The following is an 18874-nucleotide window of genomic DNA, read 5'->3' as shown; positions in this document are numbered from 1 at the left end:
TGACCCTACGCCTGCTCAAGGCAGGGAACAAGACCCCTGCGGCAAAAAGACCGAACCCCGCCGGGGCGGGGTTCAGGCTGAATGCTCATCGCAACGAAAAACAAACAATATCAAGCAATTACGGGGCGATGATGACCTCGGCCGAACGCGCCTGGGTGGAGGCCGCCTTCTTGCCAGCGAGCTGGATCCGGTTGCTGGCGACACCGGCCGCGACCAGGGCATCGCGCAGCGCTTCGGCACGCTTCTGGCCTACGCCGTTCGCGTTGTCGTAGGCCTCGATGCGCAGGCGGCCCTTCTTGCCGATGTTCAGGTATTCGGCCAACGCCTTGGCCTGGTTGCGGGCCCCGCCGGACAGGCTGGAGGCGCCGGCGGTGAACGCGTCACCACGGAAGGTGAAGACCTCGCCGCGACCATCGAACTTCGAGGCCGGCAGTTTCTGACCGGACACCAGCTCGGCTTCCTCGCGGGCCAGCTTGGCGGCGTTCTGCTGGGCAGCGCTGAGGCGCTGCTGCTGCTTGCCGGCCACGCTGGTCAGGGCGTTCTCGGCGTCCTGGCGGGCCAGGGTTTCGGCCTCGGCGGCCTGGCGCAGGCGCTCGGCCTCCTCCGCCTGCATCTGCGCCTGCATGCGCAGCTGCTCGGCTTCCTGGCGGGCGCGGGCGGCGTCGCGGCGGCTGGCCTCGATCAGCAGGTCGCTGCGGGTCCGCTCCAGGCGGTCGACCTCGCGCGCGGCCAGTGCGGTACGCACGGCGGTCTCGGCAATCTCCACCCGGCGCTCGGCCAGGTAGGTGGCCAGCTCCTGGTCGCGGCGCTTGGCCTTGTCCAGGGTGGCAATGGCCTGCTGGGCCTGCATGCGCTCGAAGGCGCCCAGCTCAGCGGTGTCGGGATTGGCCTGGATGGCCATCAGGCGCTGGCTCAGCTGCGCCACCATCGGGTTGTCGGCGGCCACGGCCAGGGGCGGCAGCGCCAGCAGCGCGGCCAGGGTTGCGGCAGTCATCGGCTTCACCGGCGGTCCTCCCCGGTCGACAGCTGGCGTTGCAGCTGGTTGACCTCGTTGCGGCGCAGCTGCAGCTGGGCAGTCACGGTGGCTTCCTCGCTGCGGACGCGGGCCAGGTCGGCATCGGCGGCGGCGCGCAGGGCGATCGCCGGGGCGTTCTTGCGCTCGCGGCGGTCGCCGGCAGCACGCTGGGCCTGCTCCAGCCCCTGCCGGGCCAGCCCGATCAGGTCCGGGGCGTACTGGTCGGCGTCGGCCTGGGTGGCCTTGTCGACCGCCTGCCGGGCCTGGGCCAGTTCCAGTGCGCCGTCCTGCGCCCAGGCGGGGGCAGACAGTGCGAATGCAAACGCCATCACATACAGGCCATGGCGCATTCGTGCGAAGCTAAGTCGTTTCATTGGGGAGGCCGTACCGGTTGTCGGTTCACGGCCATTGTCGTCAAGCCGACACCGTGCTGGCAACGGGCGTCGGCCGTTTCGTTGGGGAAAATTCGCAATGGATATCGGCTACTTCCTGAAGCTGATGACCGAAAAGAACGCTTCGGACATGTTCCTGACCACCGGAGCACCGGTCTACATCAAGATCGAGGGGAAGCTTTATCCGCTGGGCAACACCGGCCTGCCGCCGGGCATGGTCAAGAAGATCGCCTACTCGCTGATGGACGAAGGCCAGGTGCCGCAGTTCGAGCGCGAGCTGGAGCTCAACATGGCCATCGCCCTGCCCGATGCCGGGCGCTTCCGCGTCAACGTGTTCAAGCAGCGGGGCGAGGTCGGCATGGTCATCCGCGCCATCCGCAGCCGCATCCCGAGCATCGAGGAGCTGAACCTGCCGCAGGTGCTGAAGGACGTCATCATGACCCCGCGCGGGCTGGTGCTGGTGGTGGGGTCCACCGGTTCCGGCAAGTCCACCTCGCTGGCGTCGATGATCGACCACCGCAACAGCACCACCACCGGTCACATCCTCACCATCGAGGACCCGATCGAGTACCTGCACAAGCACAAGATGTCGATCGTCAACCAGCGCGAGGTCGGGCTGGACACCCATGCCTTCCACAACGCGCTGAAGAACGCGATGCGTGAAGCGCCGGACGTGATCCTGATCGGCGAGATCCTGGACGCGGAAACGATGGAGGCCGCCATCGCTTTCGCCGAGACCGGCCACCTGTGCCTGGCCACCCTGCACTCCAACAACGCCGACCAGACCATTGAGCGCATCCTCAACTTCTTCCCGGAAAGCGCGCACAAGAACGTGCTGATGAACCTGGCGCTGAACCTGCGTGCGGTGATCAGCCAGCGCCTGGTGAAGAACAAGGAAGGCCGTCGCCTGCCGGCCACCGAGGTGCTGATCAACACGCCGATGATCCGCGACCTGCTGCGCCGCGGCCAGGTGCACGAGATCAAGGCTGCGATGGAAGGCTCGCTGGAGGAAGGCATGGAGAGTTTCGACCAGTGCCTGTTCCGGTTGGCCAAGGCTGGCACCATCGAGCAGGAGGAGGCCCTGCGCGCGGCCGACTCGCGCGATGGCCTGGCGCTGAAGTTCCGCCTGTCCGAAGGCAGCAGCGGCGAACACGACCCGTACGCGGATTTCTCGGCCGGCGCGCCGAGCATCACCCACGGGTTCTGACCTGAAGGGTTCAGGGGCGGTCTCATCCAATGAGACCGCCGATCCGTAGGTTTCCGCAATGGAAACCATCCGCAAGCTTGCCATCCTGGCTGACGCCGCCAAATACGATGCCTCCTGCGCCTCCAGCGGCTCGGGCAAGCGCGACTCACGCGCCAGCGGCGGCATCGGCAGCACCGAAGGCATGGGCATCTGCCACAGCTATACGCCGGATGGCCGTTGCGTTTCGTTGCTGAAGATCCTGCTGACCAACTTCTGCGTCTACGACTGCGCGTACTGCGTGAACCGCGTGTCCAGCAATGTGCCCCGCGCGCGCTTCAGCGTGGACGAGGTGGTCGCGCTGACGCTGGACTTCTATAAGCGCAACTACATCGAGGGCCTGTTCCTTTCCAGCGGCATCATCCGCAATGCGGACTACACCATGGAGCAGATGGTGGAAGTAGCGCGGCAACTGCGCGAGGAACACCGCTACGCCGGTTACATCCACCTCAAGACCATTCCCGAAGCGTCGCCGGAACTGCTGGCCAGCGCCGGGCGTTACGCCGACCGGCTGTCGATCAACGTGGAGCTGCCCACCGAAGCCGGGCTGAGCGCGCTGGCACCGGAGAAGACCGTACAGTCCATCCGCGGTGCGATGGGCGAGCTGCGCTGGCGCATCGAGGAAGCGAAGGAAGCGCGCAAGGTGCCAGCGGTGGTCGCGCCGGTGTCCACCCGCAGCGCACGCCCGCGCCCTCCCCGTTTCGCACCCGCCGGACAGAGCACGCAGATGATCGTCGGCGCGGACGGGGCCAACGACCAGCAGATCCTGGCAAGCGCCGACAGCCTGTACGGCAACTACCGCATGCGCCGGGTGTACTACTCCGCCTTCAGCCCGATTCCGGATGCCAGCCGCCAGCTGCCGCTGCAGCCGCCGCCCCTGCAGCGCGAGCACCGCCTGTACCAGGCCGACTGGCTGCTGCGCTTCTACGGCTATGGCGTGGATGAAATCACCGATACCACCCAGGCCGGCATGCTCGATCTGGACATCGACCCGAAGATGGCCTGGGCGATCCGCCACCCAGAACGCTTCCCCGTGGATCTCAACCGAGCGCCGAAGGAAATGCTGCTGCGCGTACCCGGGCTGGGCGTGCGCAATGTGAAGCGGGTGCTGATGGCGCGCCGCCACGGTCGCCTGCGGGTTGCCGATGTGGCACGCCTGAAGGCGCCGATGAGCAAACTGCTGCCATTCGTGCTGCTGGCCGACCACCACCCGCGCAGGGCGCTGGACGATCCGGCGGCGCTGCGCGCCCAATTGGCCCCACCGCCCCGTCAGGGATCGCTGTTCGATGCCCCACCGCCAGCCTGACGCACAGCGCTGGTCGCTGCGGGTGGAGCCGCCGTGGTCGCTGGAGGCCTGGCGCAACGGTGCGCGCGATGCCCTGTTGCGCGGCATCGCACCGGAACAGCTGGACTGGCTGGAGGGCAGCGACGCATCACTGCTGGATGCGCCGGCGGTCAGCTCCGCGCCCGTGCTGGCCGATGCCGGCGTGCCGAACGTACCGCGCGACTTCCTTGAACTGGCGGCCACCTGCCTGTGCCACCGCGATATGCAGCGCATGGCCCTGTTGTACCGGCTGCTGTGGCGCATCACCCATGGCGAGCGCTCGGTGCTGTCGAATCCCGCCGATGCCGACGTGCTGCGCGCAACCGCGCTCGCCCAGGCCGTTCGCCGCGATACCCACAAGATGAAGGCGTTCGTGCGCTTCCGCGAGGTGCCCGGCCAGCCCGAGGCGTTCATCGCGTGGTTCGAGCCACAGCACCACATCGTCGATCGGGTGGCGCCGTTTTTCGCGCGCCGCTTCACCGGCATGCACTGGGCCATCCTGACGCCGTCACGCAGCGTGGCATGGGATGGACAAGCGCTGGCCTTCGGCCCCGGCGCACGGCGCGAGGACGCCCCGGCAGAGGATGCACGGGAGGCGCTGTGGCAGACCTATTACGCCAGCATCTTCAATCCGGCGCGGCTCAATACCCGGATGATGATGCAGGAGATGCCGGCCAAGTACTGGCGCCACCTGCCCGAGGCGCAGCTGCTGCCGCGCCTGGTGCGCGATGCGGGCGATCGCGTGCAGGAAATGCATGACCGGCCCGCGCAGGCACCGCAACGGAAGATACCTGCGCGGGCGCTGGCGCCAATGCCCGCCGCCGACGCCAAGGGATTGCAGACACTGCGCCAACAGGCGCTGGCCTGCCGCCAGTGCCCGCTGTGGGAAGCGGCCACGCAGGGGGTGTTCGGTGAAGGCCCGGCCGATGCCCCGATCATGGTGGTCGGCGAGCAGCCGGGCGACGTCGAGGATCTGCGCGGCCAGCCATTCGCCGGCCCGGCCGGCCAGCTGCTGGATCGTGCCCTGGCCGAGCTGGGAATCGATCGCGCCACGCTGTACCTGACCAATGCGGTGAAGCACTTCCACCATGAGCGCCGCGGCAAGATCCGGCTGCACAAGCGTCCGGAAAGCCGCCACATCCAGGCCTGCCGGCCATGGCTGATGGGCGAGATCGCGCGGGTGCGGCCGCAGGTCATCGTCTGCCTCGGCGCAACCGCGGCAGCCTCGGTATTTGGCCGTGATGTCAATCTGTCACGCGACCGTGGACGCTGGCACACGCTGGAGGACGGCACCCGCGGCTACGCCACCGTGCATCCGGCGTGGGTGCTGCGGCAGGGCGATGGCGCCCGCCGCGAACAGGCCTATGCGCTGTTCCGCGATGATCTCGCGCAACTTCTGCAAGAAGGGGACGGAGGGGATTAAGTCGTATATGCATTTACGACGTAATCCACTCCGCCCCTTTTTTTGGGTTCAGGCGGCGTCGGGCTGGTTTTCCGGGCGGGCGCGGTCGAAGGCGTCCAGCGCCTGGCAGGCCGCTTCGATGCGGCGCAGGGTCGGGTACGGCGTCAGGTCCAGGCCGAAGCGGTGTGCGTTGTAGAGCTGCGGCAGCAGGCAGAGGTCGGCCAGGCCCGGACGATCACCGTGGCAGAACGTGCCTGTGTCACCGCTGTTGGCCAGCAGCGTTTCCATGGCCTGGAAGCCTTCGGCCGCCCAGTGCAGGGTCCACTGCGCGCGGGCGTCGGCCGGCAGCTGCAGGTCGCGCTCCAGGTACTGCATCACCCGCAGGTTGTTGATCGGATGGATATCGCAGGCCACCAGCTGGGCCAGCGCCCGCACCCGCGCGCGGCCGGCGGCGTCGGCCGGCAGCAGCGGTACCTGCGGGAAGCGCTCATCCAGATATTCCACGATCGCCAGTGACTGGGTCAGCACTTGACCGTCATGCAGCAGCGTCGGCACCAGCTGCTGCGGATTGAGCGTGCGATAGGCGTCCAGGTGCTGCTCGCCACCCTCGCGCACCAGGTGCACCGGCCGCGCCTCCCAGGCCAGGCCCTTCAGCTCCAGGCCGATGCGCACGCGGTAGGCGGCGCTGGATCGCCAGTAGGTGTACAGCACGATGCCGTCGTCGACCGGGCCGTCGTCAACCAGGATCTCCATCGCCGCCTCCATGCTCAGGGCTTGGCCGCCTGTTCGATGCGCTGCTCGATCGCGCCGAAGATGCTGTTGCCCGCGGCATCAAGCATCTCGATGCGGACCACGTCGCCGAAGGACATGAACGGTGTGCTCGGCTTGCCGTCGCGCAGGGTTTCCACCACGCGCTGCTCGGCGAAGCACGATGCACCCTTGCTGGTGTCTTCGTTGGCGATGGTGCCCGAGCCGACGATGGTGCCGGCGCCCAGCGGACGGGTCTTGGCCGCATGCGCGACCAGCTCGGCGAAGTTGAACTGCATGTCCACGCCCGCTTCCGGCGCACCGAACCACTTACCGTTGATGTGGGTCAGCAGCGGCAGGTGCACCTTGCTGTCCTGCCAGGCCGCACCCAGCTCATCCGGGGTGACGAACACCGGCGACAGCGCCGAACGCGGCTTGGACTGCAGGAAGCCGAAGCCCTTGGCCAGCTCGCCCGGGATCAGGTTGCGCAGCGAGACATCGTTGACCAGGCCGACCAGCTGGATATGGCCCGCCGCCTGCTCCGGGGTGGCGGCCATCGGCACGTCGTCGGTGATCACCACGATCTCCGCTTCCAGGTCGATGCCGTAGTCCTCGCTGACCACCTTGACGGCATCGCGCGGGCCATGGAAGCCGGCGCTGGTGGCCTGGTACATCAGCGGATCGGTGTAGAAGCTTTCCGGCACTTCAGCGCCACGGGCACGACGCACGCGCTCGACATGCGGCAGGTAGGCGCTGCCATCGACGAATTCATAGGCACGCGGCATCGGCGCGGCCAGTGCCTGCGGGTCAAGGTCGAACACGCCATCGGCGTCGCCGGCGTTGAGCGATTCATACAGGGCGTTCAGGCGCGGCGCGATGTGGCTCCAGTCTTCCAGGGCCTGCTGCAGGGTGGCGGCAATGCCGGTGGCGCGCACGCCGTGGCGCAGGTCGCGCGAGACGACGATCAGGGTGCCGTCGCGGCCGCCTTCCTTCAAAGAACCAAGCTTCATGGGTGGGTGTCCGGAGTCGTGGGCAAACAAGTTTCAAGTGTAATCAAATCTGCGGCGGCGCCAAGCTGCAGCGCGGCATCGGTCCACCCTACCGTAGTGGGGGGTCGGCAGGGCTTGCAGCCCTGCACCTGCGTCAAGCCAGGGCTACGTCAAATGCCAAAGCGGCTCTGGTTTCCTGTGAGTTGGGTGGGGCGGTGTGGGTGGGCAGGACACGCCGTAAACCCGTCCCTGGGGGCTCGATGGCGCCATCCATGGCGCCAACGGTCCTGCCCACCCACACCGCCCCACCCCCAGACAATTTCCCGATTACGGATCGAACATCCACGTCATTCATCGTCGAAATCCATCAGATATCGAGATAAATCGAATGAGATCTGACAGATCGCGGAAAACTGTCGAAGGCGGGGTGGATCCGGTTGCGGGAGTGTCCGCGGCATGGATGCCGCGGCCAAGCCCCCATGGATGGGTTTACGGCGTCTCCCGCAACCGGACCCACCCCGCCACCCCACAGGAACCCGGCTTTTGATGTTGCTCCGGCCTTGGCTCGGGCCTCTGCGGGTGCAGGGCGCAGCCCTGCAGAGAGAACCCCTTACCTGAACAGGCCTTTTTGCGTGAAGTCTCAAACATCGTTTAGACTTGCGGGGTCTGCAGCGGCCGTCCGTTTCCCTCCGGGATCGCCGGCGACCAGGGTCCGCCCTCTTCGCCCGCCCCCACTCCGACGCCGTTCGTCACGCATTCCAGCCTGCGCTTCGTGCCGGCTGCACCCAATTCTCGCAGCGCGGTTCACGGGAACGCTCCGAGTCAGCCGATCAGTTTGATCTGCCCCCGTCTGTCCGTTTGGACAGGCGTTTCTTGTACTTGGAGCAATCTCAATGTCTTTTGAATCGCTGGGCCTGGCGCCCTTCCTGCTGCGTGCGCTTGCCGAGCAGGGCTACGAAAACCCGACCCCGATCCAGCAGCAGGCGATCCCGCTGGCGCTGGCCGGTCGCGACCTGCTGGCCGGCGCACAGACCGGCACCGGCAAGACCGCCGCCTTCGGCCTGCCGCTGCTGCAGCACCTGGGCACCGCCTCGCAGGAAGTGCGCAGTGGCCCGCGCAAGCCGCGCGCGCTGATCCTGGCCCCGACCCGCGAGCTGGCCACCCAGGTGCACGACAGCCTGCGCGGCTACAGCAAGTACCTGCGCATCCCCAGCGCCTGCATCTACGGCGGCGTCGGCATGGGCAACCAGCTGGACATCCTGCGCCGTGGCGTGGACCTGCTGGTGGCCTGCCCGGGCCGCCTGATCGACCACCTGGAGCGTCGCAGCATCGACCTGTCCGGCATTGAACTGCTGGTGCTGGACGAAGCCGACCGCATGCTCGACATGGGCTTCCTGCCGTCGATCAAGCGCATCCTGGCCAAGCTGCCGAAGCAGAACCGCCAGACCCTGCTGTTCTCGGCCACCTTCGAGGACAACATCCGCCAGCTGGCGCTGGAGTTCATGCGCAACCCGGAACAGATCCAGGTGACGCCGAAGAACACCGTGGCCGAGACCATCACCCACCGCGTGCACCCGGTCGATGGCAGCCGCAAGCGCGACCTGCTGCTGCACCTGCTGGCGCAGGACAGCCGCGAGCAGACCCTGGTCTTCGCCCGTACCAAGCACGGCAGCGACAAGCTGGCCACGTTCCTGGAAAAGTCCGGCATCAAGACCGCGGCGATCCACGGCAACAAGAGCCAGGGCCAGCGCCTGCGTGCACTGGGTGACTTCAAGGCCGGTCGCGTGACCGTGCTGGTGGCCACCGACATCGCCGCGCGCGGCATCGACATCAACGAGCTGCCGAAGGTGATCAACTTCGATCTGCCGATGGTGGCCGAGGACTACGTGCACCGCATCGGCCGTACCGGCCGTAACGGTGCCACCGGCCAGGCGATTTCGCTGGTGGCGCAGGACGAAGTGAAGCTGCTGCGTGCGATTACCCGCCTGCTGGGCCGCGACATGGACATCCGTGATGTGCCGGGCTTCGAGCTGCAGACGCCGATCCGCTGGGGCAACAGTGCGCCGGGCAAGGCCGAGCACGATACCGGCGAGCGCGCACCGCGCAAGAGCCACGCACGCCGTCCGCACGGCGATGCGCCGCGCCATGCGCATGCCGGCCCGAAGAAGGCCGGAGGCGGCCGTCGCGAGGGCGGTGGCCATGGCCAGCAGCGTGCCGGTGCGGGCGCGGGTCAGGGCCAGCGCCGTGGCGGTGGTGGCAATGGTGGCGGCCGTGGTCGTGGCCAGGGTGGCAACGGCGGCGGTCGCGCCGGCTGATCCCAGCTGAAATGGATGACGTCTCCCGCTGCGCGGGGGCTTATCGAGGGACGGCGCTGACGCGCCGTCCTTTTTTGTTGCTGGCTACCGTGAGTAGAAGCCGGCGGTGTGCTGCGCTGAGGGCGGATGGGCGTGGGGCCAGCGCAAAACACGCCGTAAACCCTTCCATGGGGGCTCGGTCGGCGCATCCATGCGCCTCACGGTTTTGCGCTGGCCCCACGCCCATCCGCTTCAAGCATTGCCCGCGCCTTCTTCTCCCGCCGGGTAGCCGGGAGAAGAAAGATCAAATTCAAATTCAAATTCAAAGTCAAAAGCCGAAGCCGCAATTCCTAGCTTTGCCTTTGCCTTTGCCTTTGCTTTTGCCCTTGCTCCCGCCTTGGGGTCTGATGCGTCCGCGCCCGCAGGAAACTGTCATGGGAGGCAGGGGGCCTCAGCCAGGACCGTTGGCGCCAAGGATGGCGCCATCGAGCCCCATGGATGGGTTCACGGTGTGTCCTGGCTGAGGCCCCCTGCCTCCCAAGCACAACAACGACTCGGCGCCAAACGCCTCAACCCCGCGCTTTACTCGGATTCACCAGATTCCCGAAGAAGATCGCGTTGATCAGCAGCCGGTCCGTCCCGTGCCAGTACTTGCGGTGCGCCGGATCATCGGCAAACAGCACAACGTTGCCCTGCCCCTGCGCCGACACCAGCAGCCATGCACTGCCCGCCACCCGCGTGCGGTTGCGCTCGGACAGGTAGCCATTCACCCGCGGCGGCGCATCAATGCGCACCACCGTCGAAAACGGATTCGCGCTCGGCTGCAGCGTCACCGTGTTCTCCTTGTTGATCGCCAGCTGCCGGCGCGGCACGCCGAACGCCAGCGGATGGCTGGTATCAACATCGGCACTGAGGATGTTGCCGCTCACCCGCTCGATCGCGGCGATGTCGCGCTGGTCGCCGAACGCGCGGCGGCTTTCGTCAGCAGCGTCTTCTTCCTTGCCGAGCTTCTCGCCGTCGGCCAGCTTCTGTTCGATCGCCCACTTCGAGGCACTGCCATAGGTCACCAGTGAACCACCGGCCTGCACCCAGCGCTTCAGTGCAGCCACCGCCGTGGCATCGACACCGGTGTAGGTACCACCGGACAACACGATCGTGGTGTAGCGGTCCAGCGGCACCTTGCCCAGCTGCTGCGGATCCAGTTTGCTGGCCGGCAGGTGCAGCTGCTGGTCGAGCAGGAACCAGGCCGAGCCGATCTCGGTGGCGGCCACGCCCTCGCCCATCACCAGTGCCACCGCTGGCTTGCGCAGCGCCTTGACGCCATCACTGCCGAGGTCGATGCCTTCGCGGCTGCGGCCGCTGGACAATGCATGTACGCGTACGCCGGCATCGCGTGCAGCAGCACTCACCGCATCCCGCAGCGCCACGCCCTGCAGCGGTTGCCCGGCCACCGGAACAACGATGCTGCCAGCGGCGAAATCGGCCTCGCCCTGTGCAGTCGAAGCGGTAAATGGCTGGAACGTTGCGCGTGTGCTCAAACCTTTGGCCTGCAGCACCGCCAGCGCACGCCCGGCGTCGTAGTCGCGCCAGTCGATGACATAGGCGAAGCCGGCCTGGCCACCCAAGACCGCGCCCTGCTCCTCCGGCAGCGCGGCCACGCGGGCGCCACCTTCGATACGACTGCGGCTGCCGGCGAAGGCCACACCGTAGGCCGGTGCGATCGCATAGCTGGTGCTGCCGTAGAACACATCCCCCTTGATCGGCGGCGTTTCGGCAAAGATCGAATGCACCAGGCGGAACTGCGCCTGCTGCACCGGCACCACGTAGGCGCTGCCGGCATCGAAGCGCTGCCCATCGACAGTAACTGCACGATCCAGCGCGCGCACCTCGATGCGATGCAACAGCAACAGTTCCAGCAGGCGACGGGTCAGTGCCGGGTCATGCGCGTCGCCGAACACGAAGCTCTTCACCGGCTGCTGCGCAGCCTGCTTCAACGCGCTCTGGAAGAACTGCTTCTGCAGGTCGAACAGGCCGTTGCGTTCGGTCACCGCGCCGCGCACCGTGCCCAGACCGGTGGCGACCTGGTTGCGGATGGTGAACGGGAAGGTCAGCAGGCCATTCACCGATTCCTGCACGCGACCGCGCGAGCTGGCCTGCTCGACGGTAACGCCGACAGCGCCATGGAAGTCCGGGTAGGTGGAGCCGTACACCGGCGAAAAATTGTCGAAATTCTCGCCGGTGTAATACAGCGAACCCAAGGCATCCAGCGCCTGCGCGTGGTACGTGGCCAGGGTCTTGTTGAATTCATACGATGCCGCCGGAATCAGCGGGCTGTGCATGCTCTTCGGCGAAGGCTCGAAGTAGTAGGTGCTGTCCTTGCCCATTTCGTGGAAGTCGATCTGCACGTTCGGGTACCACTGGTGGAACACCTCCACCTTCGGCCGCGAGTCCTGCTGGGTCAGGGCCAGCCAGTCGCGGTTGAGATCGGTGAAGTAGTGATTGGTGCGGCCCTGCGGAAACGGCTCGACGTGCTCCTTGTCGGCCGGGTCGGCCGAGGCCGGGTCGGAGGCCCAGGCGTTGTGCCAGTTGGCGGCACGATCACGGCCGTCCGGGTTCTGCGCCGGGTCGAACAGCACCACCGCCTGCTGCAGCCACTGCTGGGTTTCCGCGCTGCGGTTGGCCACCAGGTAGTAAGCGGTCAGCATCGCCGCTTCGGCACTGGAGGTCTCATTGCCGTGCACGCTGTAGCCCAGCCATACCACCACCGGGCTGTCACCGGCGGCGCTGCGCGGCTGCGCCGGATCGGCCAGGGTCGCGTGCTGCTGGCGGATCTGCTCCAGCCGCGCATGATTGCCTGCAGCAGTGACGGTGGCGATCAGCAGCGGGCGGCCCTCATAGCTGCGACCGATCTCGCGCACGCTGATTTTGTCGGAACGCTTCGCCAGTTCCTGGAAGTACGCCACCAGCTGGTCGTGCCGGGTGTAACGGCTGCCGATCGGGTAGCCGAGGAACTGCTCCGGCGTGGGCACCGCTGCATCGAACGCCGCTGCGTCGGTGACCTGCGGAAAGAAGTACGCGCTCTGTGCCTGCACCGGCTGCGGCGAGGACAGTGCGGTGGCGGCGGCAAGCAGCAACGGAAGAACGGCACGGCGATGCAAGGACACGGTGACTCCCCTGGAACACAACGGCAGACAGTCGCGCGGCCGGTCCCTTCAGGTGACCGGCCGCGCGGATGGATCAGAAGCGGTAATCGAAGCCCAGCGTGAAGTAGCGGCCACGCAGGTCGTACTGGCTGAAGTCGTACGGCGCGCGGATGCCCGGGAACGAGGCGTCGTACGGCGGCGTCTTGTCGGCCAGGTTCTGCACTTTTGCGTACACGGTCAGCTTGTCGATGCCGGTGTAGGCCAGGTACAGGTCGTACTGGCTGTAGCTGCCGACGCGCTGCTGCACGGCCTTGGCGGCGGTGCTGGCTTCCTGGCGGTAGCTGCTGGTGTAGTACCAAGTCACGGCGGCGTTGAAATCACCGTACTTCCAGTCCAGCGTGGTGGTGGCCTTGTCCTTGGGCAGGGTCGCGCCCAGGTTGCTGCCGGCGTAATCCACCAGCGGTCCGCCGACCACGGTCGGGCGGCGGTAGTCGCGCACGTGGGTGTAGGCCGAGGACACGGTGAAGTCACCCAGTGCTGCGGTCGGGATGCGCTGGCGCAGCTCGACGTCGATGCCCGAGGTCTTCAGCTCGCTCAGGTTCTGGTAGCGGTTGTAGACCGCCTGCAGCTTGCCACGCTCATCGCGCTGCACCGCGCCGGCCACGTTGTCGTTGACCAGGGTCTGGGTGTTGTTGGTGCCGACCAGGTTGTCCAGCTGGATGCGGTAGTAGTCCACGCTCAGGTTGGTGTTGGCCCACGGCGACAGCACCACGCCGAAGTTCACGCTCCTGGTGCGCTCGGGCTTCAGTTCGTTGTTGCCAACGGTGAAGAAGGTCGGGTTCTGCCGCGAGCCCGGCACGTCCGGATCACGCGGGTCGACCACGCTGCCGTAGGCGATGCTGGTGCTGTTGGAGTTCTCCGACAGCGACGGCGCACGGAAGCCCTTCGAGGCCGATGCACGTACCAGCAGGAAGTCCAGCGGCTGCCAGCGCAGGCCGATCTTCGGCGAGAAGGCATCGCCGAAATCATCGTAATGGTCGGCACGCGCGGCGGCGGACAGCTCCAGCGTCGAGGCCAGCGGCACGTTCACTTCGGCATAGGCCGCACTGACCTGACGCTTGCCGTGCACTTCGGCGATGGCCGGGCGCACCTGCAGGCCGGCATCGATCTGCCATGGGTTGTTGGAATCAAGCTTCTCGCGGCGCCACTCGGCACCGGCAGCGAAGCCGATCTCGCCGGCCCAGGTGTGGCCCAGGCTGCCGGAAATCTTCGCATCGATGCCCTGCAGCTTGGATTCGGCCGGACGCAGCGTGGCGATGTTGATCGAGTCGCGCACCGACTGCGGCGTCGCCGCCGGGTTGAGCAGGTTGTAGCTGCCCGTGGCCAGCGCATCGGCCAGCGCCCAGCGGTTGGCGAAGCCGCCGGACACGCTCTCGCGTTCGCTGCTGCGCGCACCGAATGCAGCCACTTCCCAGTCCCAGTTGGCGGTGGTACCGCGCAGGCCGAACACGCCGCGATAGGCCGTGGATCGGTTGGTCTTGATGGTGCCGCCAAGGTCGAAGAACGTGTACTCGATCGGGATCGCACGGCCGTACGGGTTGTACGGATTGTTGGCCGGCAGCAGCGACGACACCGGCTCGGCCAGGCCGCTGTTGGCGTTCAGTGCGAAGCGGCCGCTCTCCAGGGTGAAGAACGGGCTGCTGCCGAACCACGCGGCGCTCTTGATCTGGCTGTACAGCACTTCGCCGAAGGCCTCGACGTTGTCGTTCAGGCGGAAGGTGCCGTTGGCATAGGCCTGGTAACGCTTGGTCGAGGGGATCAGCGTGGTGAACGGCGCCTGGTTGAAGCCGCAGGTGTCACCGGACAGGCCATCAATCGGCGCGCTGGCAACGCGGGTGGTGCCGGCCGGGCAGTTGCCGTTGGCGTCGAGCATCGGTACCGACACGCCGTTGACCAGGTAGCGCGCACCCTTGGCCGACCAGCCGTTCCAGCGGCCACCCGGCTTGTCGGTGTAGATGCCGCTCCTGGTCAGGTTGCGTTCGTCCTGGTCCAGGCGCTCACGGTTGTACCCCTGCAGGCTGAAGAGGATGTTGTAGCCATCGGTGTCGAGATCACCCAGGCCGCCGACGAACTTCAGGTTCTGCTCGTGCAGGCCGCCCTGGTCGGCACCGCCGAAGCTGCCGCCGATCTCGGCGCCTTCGAAGTTCTGCCGGGTGATGATGTTGACCACGCCGGCCACGGCATCGGAGCCGTACACCGCCGAGGCGCCGTCCTTGAGCACTTCGATGCGCTCGACGGCCACCAGCGGCAGCGCGTTGAGATCGACGAAGGTGTCGGACAGGCCGCCGGCCGGGAAGCCATAGTTGGCCAGGCGGCGGCCGTTGAGCAGCACCAGCGTGTTTTTCTGCGACAGGCCGCGCAGGCCGATGCCGGCCGAGCCGGACGCCCAGCCGTTGTTGGTGGTTTCGTTGCTGGCGTTGCCGGTGTTGGCCGAGATCGAACGCAGCACATCGGCCACGGTGGCCTTGCCGGTCTGTTCCAGCTGCTGCCGGCCGATCACCTGCACCGGGTTGGAGGCCTCGGTGTCGGTACGCTTGATGTTGGAACCGGTGACGCGCACGGCGGCCAGGGTGCTGGCTTCGCCACTGGCGTCGGCGGAGGTTTCGGCGGCGGCAGGCAAAGGCGCGGCCAGAGCGACGGCCAGGGCCGCCACGAGCAGGGTGTGCTTGGGCATGACGATGTGGGGAGGTGGTAAGGACGACGAAGTTCCGCAGTAGTCCATGCCTGGCCGGGGTCCGGCCAATAACATCTCTTCATACGGATATAAGAGAAACTATCATCTCTTCATCCGGATGGAAAGAGTTACTTCACGGAAGCCCAACATCCGCTCAGGCTGCCGAACCGCCCACGGCGTACAATCGCGCCATGGAAATCTTCAAAGTCTTCATGCTCGAGGCGGCGCACCGCCTCCCCAACGTGCCGCCGGGGCACAAGTGCGCGCGCCTGCACGGCCACTCGTTCCGGGTGGAACTGAAGGTCGAGGGCGAGCCGGGTGCGCAGACCGGCTGGATCATGGACTTCGGCGACGTGAAGGCGGCCTTCCAGCCGATCTACGACCGCCTGGACCATCACTACCTCAATGACATCCCCGGCCTGGAGAATCCGACCAGCGAGAACCTGGCGGTGTGGATCTGGAACGAGCTCAAGCCCAGCCTGCCAGCGCTGAGCGAGATCACCGTGCACGAAACCTGCACGTCGGGCTGCCGCTACCGCGGCCCCGAGATCTGATCAACCCATTGATCTGAAAGGTTTTTCAAAGGCGCCTTGGGCGCCTTTGTTATTTTTGTTGCAATGCGGCATCAAGGGCGTATGCTGCAATGCATCAAGCCACTTCCTGATGCCCCATGGCCGCCGCCTTCAGCGATCGCTTCAGTGATGCCACCCGCCAGCTCGCCGCCGCGGCAACGCGCGCGAACCGGTTGGCGTTGGAGAACGCGGAAAGCATGTTCGGCGTGCAGCTGAAGGTGATGGAGCGCAACCTGACCGCGACCAGCGGTTGGCTGGGCGAACTGGCCCGCAGTGAAGACGCGGCCGGTACGCTCTCCAAGGGCGCGCAACTGTGGCAGGACAACCTGCAGCGGCTGGGTCAGGCCCAGCAGGACATGGTCGGGCTCGGCCTGCAGGCCAGCAAGGCCTGGTCCGAACTGGCACAGGGCTACAACGAATCAACGGCGGACGCGAACAACCACTGACGCGACGCAACGCTCATTGCGTGGGTCCCTCCCCCCACGCAATCCGGACCCGGCAGATCCCTCCCTCTGCCGGGTCTTTTTTTGCCCGTTGTCTGGATTGAAGAGCGCTTCCTCGTCTGGACTCCCTGCAAACTGATGGGCCCCGCCCGGGCAGGCAGGGGCCTGGGCAAATGTCCCCCGGCGCCGGCCGTTGGCCGTCACCTCCTCCTTTACTTTGCCCAAACCCCTACCCACCCCGACGAGGCTCGGCTTGCGGTGGGTAAGGCTGCGAGCAATCTGCCTTCAATGAGGCGCCGATAGATTTCGAACGCAGGGCGGAGGCCCTTGCGTACGAAGTAAAGGGGGAGGTGACGGCCAACGGCCGGCGCCGGAGGACATTCGTACGCAAGGGCATCCGCCCTGCGCCACGCAGAATGAATCCGCCACACGCCAAGCTGAAACGGCTCAACGCCCGCGACCACCGTGCCAGTGCTGGTGCCACGCCTGGAACATCAGCACGTTCCACAGGTGCGTGTGCCACTTGCGCTCGCCGCGCAGGAACGCTTCCCAGATACCGCGCACGCGCGCCGCATCGAAGCAGCCCTGGTTGCGCAGCAGCTGCGGATCCAGCAGCGCCTCCGCCCAATCGCGCAGCGGGCCTGCCAACCAACGTGCCATCGGCGGACCGAAACCGCGCTTGGGGCGGTACACCAGCGGCTCGGGCAGGTAGCGTGCCAGCAGGTGCTTGAGAATCCGCTTGTGCTCGCCGTCGTGGTACTTCAGATGCTGCGGCAGGCGCCAGGCCAAGCGCACCACCTCCATGTCCAGCAGCGGCGCACGCGTTTCAACGCCCGCTGCCATGCCGGCACGATCGACCTTGGCGAGAATGCCCTCGGCCAGGTCCATGCGGAAATCCAGCAGCTGGATACGCGCCTCGGCCGGCAGCGCAGTGTCCTGCTGCTGGAAGATCGTGATCGGTTCGCGCGCGCCCAGCACCACCTGCGCCGGCTGGCGCCAGCGGGTGACCCGCTGCAGGTAATGCCCTTCCACATCGTTGGCAGCGACCTCGGCCACCAGCGCACGCCAACCGCCGAGGCGGCCACGCTCCACGTTCATGCGGTTGCCGCTGCGCCGCGCCAGGTCGCGCACCCAGTCCGGCAGGCCACCGCACAGGCGTGCATTGCGCAGCGCGCGGCCATAGCTCGGGTGACCGAAGAACAGCTCATCGCCGCCGTCACCGGTCAGCGCCACCGGCTTGCGCGCACCCAGCAGTTCACTGGCCAGCAGGGTCGGCAGCTGCGAGGCATCAGCGAACGGCTCGCACCAGACCTGCGGCAGCCGCTGCAGCAGGTCCAGGCCCTGCCGCGCATCCATCCGGTGCAGATGATGCTGCACGCCCAGATGGCGCGCGACCTGCGAGGCCCAATCGCTTTCGTCATGGCCGGGATCGTCGAAACCGACCGTCCACGCCTCGATCGGCAAGGTCGATTGGGCCTGCATCATCGCGGTCACCAGCGACGAGTCGGTGCCGCCGGACAGGAACGCGCCACACGCCAATGGCGAATGCATGCGTGCGGCAATGGCCTTCTGCAGTACGGCTTCCAGCTGGTCGGTGGCCTGTTCCAGGCTCGGCGTCGGCTGCAGGGGCTCCTGCAGCGCACGCTGCATCGCATCGCGTGCACACCAGTAGCGCGTCCCCCCTTCCGTCGCCTGGCTGGAACCGCCGGCAGCGTGGTCATCCAGATCGACGCGCAGCATCGCGCCGGCCACCAGCTTGTGGATGCCCCGGTAGATGGTGTGCGGCGCCGGCACATAGTCGTGGCGCAGCAGCAGGCTCAGCGCATCCTGGTCGATGCTCGGCGCGAAGCCGGCGAAGGCCTGCAGCGCCTTCATTTCCGAGGCGAACAGGAACTGGCCCTGGAACCAGCCGTAGTACAGCGGCCGCTCACCAACCGGATCACGCGCCAACCACAACGCGCGCGACTCACGGTCCCATACGCTGAAACCGAAGGCGCCTTCGATACGCGACAGCGCGCGCTCCACGCCCCATTCAACGATCGCCTGCAGCAGCAGCCGGGCATCGCTGCAACTGCGCGGCAGATCGCGCAGCTGCGCCTGCAGGTCGCCACGGTTGTACAGCCGGCCGTCCAGGCACAGCACGTAACGGCCGCAGTCCGAGCTCAGCGGCTGCAACGGCGTATCGGTGGGTGCCCGGCAGTGGCCCAGCGCGAGGCCGGCCTCGGCGTCGGTCCAGTAGCCGATGCGGCCGCGGCCGCGCTGCTGCAGCGCGCGCAGCATCGGCGCCAGCTGCTGCAGCAGCTGTTCGTCCTCGGCGGGTGGCAGCCAGGCGCCGACCACGCCGCTCATCGGGCACCTCCGCAGCGGCAGCGGCGGGACGGGTTCAGCAGGCGGGGGGCGGCGGGCGACATGGGAACGGCACGCGGAGCGGAGGAGACTCCATGCTCGGCGCCGCACCTGCCCCGCGTCAGTCGCTTTGCTGTCAGCGATGGTCACCAGACGTATCACGAAGGTAACGTTTTGTAACGGCAACAAGCTATGCTGGACGCCAAGTTGTTGCCAGGCTTGAGGCCCGG

13 protein-coding genes are annotated in these 18874 nt (G+C 66.9%); 6 read left to right on the top strand and 7 right to left on the bottom strand.

The annotated features are described in order from the left end of the window. Positions 1 to 118: 118 nt before the first annotated feature. Both M1L61_RS02590 and M1L61_RS02585 read right to left on the bottom strand, forming a co-directional pair. Positions 119 to 1003: a hypothetical protein gene (locus M1L61_RS02590; RefSeq protein WP_010480632.1), complete on the bottom strand. Its 885-nt coding sequence runs from the start codon at positions 1001 to 1003 to the stop codon at positions 119 to 121. Then, entirely contained in the window at positions 1000 to 1365 is a 366-nt protein-coding gene (locus tag M1L61_RS02585; RefSeq protein ID WP_010480631.1) for a DUF4398 domain-containing protein, read from the bottom strand. The genes M1L61_RS02590 and M1L61_RS02585 overlap by 4 nt, the downstream gene beginning before the upstream one ends. Positions 1366 to 1486: 121 nt before the next feature. On the opposite strand from M1L61_RS02585, the gene M1L61_RS02580 reads away from it, so the two are divergent. The 3 genes from M1L61_RS02580 to M1L61_RS02570 are packed head-to-tail and all read left to right on the top strand — an operon-like array spanning position 1487 to position 5397. Next, positions 1487 to 2614 (top strand): PilT/PilU family type 4a pilus ATPase, encoded by a 1128-nt coding sequence (locus tag M1L61_RS02580; RefSeq protein WP_043398800.1) that lies wholly within the window; start codon positions 1487 to 1489, stop codon positions 2612 to 2614. Between the two features lie 58 nt (positions 2615 to 2672). Continuing rightward, entirely contained in the window at positions 2673 to 3956 is a 1284-nt protein-coding gene (locus M1L61_RS02575; protein ID WP_049480776.1) for a putative DNA modification/repair radical SAM protein, read from the top strand. Continuing rightward, the gene (locus M1L61_RS02570; RefSeq protein ID WP_248854271.1) at positions 3937 to 5397 is read left to right on the top strand and encodes a UdgX family uracil-DNA binding protein; all 1461 of its coding nucleotides are present in this window, start codon (positions 3937 to 3939) and stop codon (positions 5395 to 5397) included. Before M1L61_RS02575 ends, M1L61_RS02570 begins: the two co-directional genes overlap by 20 nt. Positions 5398 to 5445: 48 nt before the next feature. Here M1L61_RS02570 and maiA read toward each other — a convergent pair whose 3' ends face one another. Together maiA and M1L61_RS02560 are read right to left on the bottom strand one after the other, a co-directional pair. Continuing rightward, the gene (gene maiA, locus M1L61_RS02565; RefSeq protein ID WP_248854270.1) at positions 5446 to 6129 is read right to left on the bottom strand and encodes a maleylacetoacetate isomerase; all 684 of its coding nucleotides are present in this window, start codon (positions 6127 to 6129) and stop codon (positions 5446 to 5448) included. Between the two features lie 14 nt (positions 6130 to 6143). Next, complete coding sequence (locus M1L61_RS02560) at positions 6144 to 7133, bottom strand: fumarylacetoacetate hydrolase family protein (protein WP_043398812.1); 990 nt, start codon at positions 7131 to 7133, stop codon at positions 6144 to 6146. An 872-nt stretch (positions 7134 to 8005) separates the two neighbouring features. Here M1L61_RS02560 and M1L61_RS02555 point away from each other — a divergent pair. Further along, a complete protein-coding gene (locus M1L61_RS02555) occupies positions 8006 to 9427 on the top strand; it encodes a DEAD/DEAH box helicase (protein ID WP_043398815.1) in 1422 nt (473 codons plus the stop codon). A gap of 548 nt (positions 9428 to 9975) precedes the next feature. Here the strand turns inward: M1L61_RS02555 and M1L61_RS02550 are convergent. Both M1L61_RS02550 and M1L61_RS02545 read right to left on the bottom strand, forming a co-directional pair. After that, a complete protein-coding gene (locus M1L61_RS02550; RefSeq protein ID WP_248854269.1) occupies positions 9976 to 12570 on the bottom strand; it encodes a M14 family zinc carboxypeptidase in 2595 nt (864 codons plus the stop codon). 73 nt (positions 12571 to 12643) lie between these two features. After that, positions 12644 to 15283, bottom strand: coding sequence for a TonB-dependent receptor (locus M1L61_RS02545; RefSeq protein WP_049453272.1), 2640 nt, complete (start codon positions 15281 to 15283; stop codon positions 12644 to 12646). A gap of 191 nt (positions 15284 to 15474) precedes the next feature. Between M1L61_RS02545 and queD the strand changes: the two genes are divergently transcribed. Both queD and M1L61_RS02535 read left to right on the top strand, forming a co-directional pair. Then, positions 15475 to 15837: a 6-carboxytetrahydropterin synthase QueD gene (gene queD / locus M1L61_RS02540; RefSeq protein ID WP_010484089.1), complete on the top strand. Its 363-nt coding sequence runs from the start codon at positions 15475 to 15477 to the stop codon at positions 15835 to 15837. A 116-nt stretch (positions 15838 to 15953) separates the two neighbouring features. Then, positions 15954 to 16301, top strand: a complete 348-nt coding sequence (locus M1L61_RS02535) for a phasin family protein (RefSeq protein WP_019338007.1) — start codon at positions 15954 to 15956, stop codon at positions 16299 to 16301. Positions 16302 to 16745: 444 nt separating this feature from the next. On the opposite strand, the gene asnB is transcribed toward M1L61_RS02535, so the two are convergent. Further along, a complete protein-coding gene (gene asnB / locus M1L61_RS02530; protein ID WP_248854268.1) occupies positions 16746 to 18647 on the bottom strand; it encodes an asparagine synthase (glutamine-hydrolyzing) in 1902 nt (633 codons plus the stop codon). Positions 18648 to 18874 lie beyond the last annotated feature (227 nt).

It is taken from the genome of Stenotrophomonas sp. NY11291 (genome assembly GCF_023277365.1).
GTDB lineage: Bacteria > Pseudomonadota > Gammaproteobacteria > Xanthomonadales > Xanthomonadaceae > Stenotrophomonas > Stenotrophomonas geniculata.
The sequence above is the reverse complement of the archived record's forward strand: the minus strand, read 5'-3'. Positions and strand labels throughout refer to the sequence as shown.

Excerpts from the sequence above, each read along its gene's own strand:
- M1L61_RS02575 (WP_049480776.1), top strand. The coding sequence starts at position 2,673 with ATGGAAACCATCCGCAAGCTTGCCATCCTGGCTGACGCCGCCAAATAC.
- M1L61_RS02555 (WP_043398815.1), top strand. The coding sequence starts at position 8,006 with ATGTCTTTTGAATCGCTGGGCCTGGCGCCCTTCCTGCTGCGTGCGCTT.
- M1L61_RS02570 (WP_248854271.1), top strand. The coding sequence starts at position 3,937 with ATGCCCCACCGCCAGCCTGACGCACAGCGCTGGTCGCTGCGGGTGGAG.
- M1L61_RS02535 (WP_019338007.1), top strand. The coding sequence starts at position 15,954 with ATGGCCGCCGCCTTCAGCGATCGCTTCAGTGATGCCACCCGCCAGCTC.
- M1L61_RS02560 (WP_043398812.1), bottom strand. The coding sequence starts at position 7,133 with ATGAAGCTTGGTTCTTTGAAGGAAGGCGGCCGCGACGGCACCCTGATC.
- M1L61_RS02585 (WP_010480631.1), bottom strand. The coding sequence starts at position 1,365 with ATGCGCCATGGCCTGTATGTGATGGCGTTTGCATTCGCACTGTCTGCC.
- maiA (WP_248854270.1), bottom strand. The coding sequence starts at position 6,129 with ATGGAGATCCTGGTTGACGACGGCCCGGTCGACGACGGCATCGTGCTG.
- queD (WP_010484089.1), top strand. The coding sequence starts at position 15,475 with ATGGAAATCTTCAAAGTCTTCATGCTCGAGGCGGCGCACCGCCTCCCC.
- M1L61_RS02545 (WP_049453272.1), bottom strand. The coding sequence starts at position 15,283 with ATGCCCAAGCACACCCTGCTCGTGGCGGCCCTGGCCGTCGCTCTGGCC.
- M1L61_RS02580 (WP_043398800.1), top strand. The coding sequence starts at position 1,487 with ATGGATATCGGCTACTTCCTGAAGCTGATGACCGAAAAGAACGCTTCG.
- asnB (WP_248854268.1), bottom strand. The coding sequence starts at position 18,647 with ATGAGCGGCGTGGTCGGCGCCTGGCTGCCACCCGCCGAGGACGAACAG.